We start from the raw sequence: 2,973 nt of genomic DNA, 5'->3' as shown, positions 1-2,973 counted from the left end.
CCGCCGCACCCCCTGACCACCCTGCACGCCCTGCTGGCCTTTTTTAAAAAATAAGGCCGGCTTTGCCGCTGGCTGGCCTTGCCGTCCCAACCGACAGGCGTTGCCGTTGCGCCCCTCATGAGGCTTGATCCCGGCGCCGATTTTCAGTATTGCTTGTGGGACAAAGGTCGAATCAGATCTCCGCGCCGATCAGCGCAATCTTCTTCTTTTTTCGAGCAACCATGCCCAAGACAAGGAAATCAAGCGAACACAACGCGATGGTGGCCGGACAGATGCAAAGCGGCATGCAGATCAAGGGCCGGCTGTGGATTGAAAACCAGGGGCGGACCTACCTTTCCTGGGGACGGGTGGTGCTGCTGGAACGGATCGGCGAGCACGGTTCGGTGTCTGCCGCCGCCAAATCGATGCAGATGAGCTTCAGCCACGCCTGGCACCTGGTGGAAGAGATGAACGGTTTGGCGCCGGCGCCGCTGGTCGAGAAACAGGCCGGCGGCCGTCAGGGCGGCGGGGCTTGGCTGACCGAAGCCGGCCAAAAGGCGGTCGCTGATTTCTGGGCCCTGGTGGATCGATTCCAGGGGTGGATCGAACACGAACGTCTCTAGCCCTTGCAGGGGGAAAAGAAACCGTCCGTCACGCATCACCAATGAAAAATACATTTGACATGTTGCACGACATGCCCTGAAATGAACAAGGCGACTTTACAGGGTCGCCTTTTTTATTGTCGGTTGCTTTGCGTTGCCTTGGTTGCCCTGGTCGGCCCGCACGCACAATGGCCGAGAAAAAGGCTGGCGCAACCCATCCATTGAAAACATTCCCCGGCGCGTTCAGGGCATATTCAGGCCACATTCAGGAGACGATATATGGAGATCCAGAGCAGGGAAGAACAAGACGTGACCGTGGTGACGGTGACAGGCAAGATGGACGCGCTCACCGCTCCGGACTACCAAAAGACGCTGCATGCACTGATCGCGGAGGGAAGGACTGATTTCGTGGTTGATTTTGAAGACCTCGACTACATCAGCAGCGCCGGCCTGCGGGAGATTCTGTCGATGGCCAAGGTCTTGAAAAAGAAAGGGGGGCAGGTTTGTTTCGCCAACGTTCAGGGCACGGTCAGAGAGGTGTTTGAGATGTCGGGTTTTGGGACCATTTTCCAGATGCACGATTCGGTTGCCGCAGCCTTGGCCAAGGCGCGCTGAATCCGCCATGGTATCCGCCATGGAACCCGCTTCGATGACCTGCAGGGCGCACATCGACAACCTGGACGAGGTGATTGGTTTTGTCGAGGCCCGCGCCGACCGGTTTGGTCTTGACGACAAAAAGAAATTCGGTTTGCTGGTCGCTGTGGAGGAGGCCTTTGTCAACATCTGTCGTTATGCCTATCAAGGCGCCGAAGGCGAGGTGACGCTGGCCTGCACCGGCGATCCGGACGGGTTCGCGGTCGAAATCGTGGACCAGGGCATATCGTTCGACCTCCTGTCGCTCCCGGACCCGGACATCACCGCCGGCATCCTGGAGCGTGAGATCGGCGGCTTGGGCGTCGCCTTCATCCGCAAGTTGACTGACGAGGTCAGCTACCGGCGGCAGGGAGGGCAAAACATACTCCGAATGGCTCTGCATGTTCCGCCTGGAGGCGCCGAGGCATGAGTCGGGCATTGGCGCCGACGTTGAAGGCGGTTCTGCTGCTGGGGGCGGCTCTGCTTTTTGCGGCGGCGTCCACGTCATGGGGCGTCGCCGCTGAGCGGGCGCTTAAAAAGGCCTCGTTGATCCCCCTGTGGAGCCCACAGGCCCAGTTTGCCGGTTACTACACCGCGCTGGACAAGGGAATTTATCGGCAACACGGCGTTGACCTGACCATCATCAGCGGCGGGCCGAACTATCCGTCTTCCGAATATCTGCGCGAGGGCAAAGCCGATTTTGCCCTCCTCTGGCTCACCACCGCCATCCAGGAGCGCGCCGACGGCGTGCCGTTGGTCAATCTGGCCCAAATCGTTCAGCAATCCTCAATGATGCTGGTTGCCAAGAAATCAAGCGGCATTAGCACCCCGGCGGACATGAACGGCAAAAAAGTTGGGTTGTGGGGTGGCCCTTTCGCCATCCCCCCGCACACTTTTTTCAAACAACACCATCTCCAGGTGCAGGAAGTGCCGCAGTCCTACACGGTCAACCTATTCCTCCGCGGCGGAATCGATGTGGCCTCCGCCATGTGGTACAACGAGTACCATACCCTGCTCAACTCCGGCCTTGACGCCGATGAACTCAGCGTCTTCCTGCTCAAGGAGCACGGGGTAAATCTGCCTGAAGACGGTCTTTACGCCCTTGAAGAGACGGTGCGCAACGATCCTGCCCTGGCGGAAGCGTTCACCCGGGCCTCGTTGGCGGGATGGGAGTATGCGTTCGCGCATCCCGACGAGGCGCTCGACATCGTCATCAAATACATGCGGGCGGCCAAGGTTCCGGCCAACCGGATGCACCAGAAATGGATGCTGGAACGGATGCGCGACCTGATCACACCCCAAGGAAATCACAAGGCGAGCGGCCTGCTGCGGCAGGAAGACTATGAGGCCGCCAGGCAGATTCTGCACAAAGACGGGAACATCCCCGCAGCGCCCGACTTCAACGCCTTTGTTTGGAGGTTTGATGCGCGCAGGTAGCAGCATTGCCTTTAAATTGATCCTGGTCATCACGCTTTGCAGCGCCTGTATTTTCACTGTGCTGCTCGGCTACAACTACCACCGGTCCCGACTTCTTTTGCAGCAAGAACTGGAGAGCAATGCCCGCAACCTGGCCTTGGCTTCTGTGAACCGGGTGGAGACGGTCTTGACCGCAGTGGCCAGGGTGACTCAAAGTCTGAGCCGATCACTGGAAAACAGCCGCCAGAGCAACGAGGAACTGCTCGCGCTGCTCCGAGCCACGCTGGCCGACAATCTTGAGATCTACGGTTGCGGCGCCGCGTTCGAACCCCGTCCCTCCGGG

4 protein-coding genes and 1 pseudogene are annotated in these 2,973 nt (G+C 59.3%); all 5 read left to right on the top strand.

Translation table 11 applies throughout. The features are described from left to right. Positions 1-221 precede the first annotated feature (221 nt). Positions 222-602, top strand: a complete 381-nt coding sequence (locus RCH93_RS10460; RefSeq protein WP_306548338.1) for a winged helix-turn-helix domain-containing protein — start codon at positions 222-224, stop codon at positions 600-602. A 258-nt stretch (positions 603-860) separates the two neighbouring features. Continuing rightward, on the top strand, positions 861-1,196 hold the full coding sequence (locus RCH93_RS10455; protein WP_306548337.1) for an STAS domain-containing protein: 336 nt from the start codon (positions 861-863) through the stop codon (positions 1,194-1,196). A gap of 19 nt (positions 1,197-1,215) precedes the next feature. After that, positions 1,216-1,644: an ATP-binding protein gene (locus RCH93_RS10450; RefSeq protein WP_306548336.1), complete on the top strand. Its 429-nt coding sequence runs from the start codon at positions 1,216-1,218 to the stop codon at positions 1,642-1,644. Then, positions 1,641-2,651, top strand: coding sequence for an ABC transporter substrate-binding protein (locus RCH93_RS10445; protein ID WP_306548335.1), 1,011 nt, complete (start codon positions 1,641-1,643; stop codon positions 2,649-2,651). The genes RCH93_RS10450 and RCH93_RS10445 overlap by 4 nt, the downstream gene beginning before the upstream one ends. Continuing rightward, a pseudogene (locus RCH93_RS10440) lies at positions 2,638-2,973 on the top strand (serine/threonine protein phosphatase); the annotation flags it as partial. The gene RCH93_RS10445 and the pseudogene RCH93_RS10440, both read left to right, overlap by 14 nt.

Origin of the sequence: Desulfobulbus sp., from assembly GCF_030824455.1 — a bacterium.
In the GTDB taxonomy this organism is placed as follows: Bacteria; Desulfobacterota; Desulfobulbia; order Desulfobulbales; family Desulfobulbaceae; genus Desulfobulbus.
This window is presented reverse-complemented; position numbering and strand designations above follow the sequence as displayed.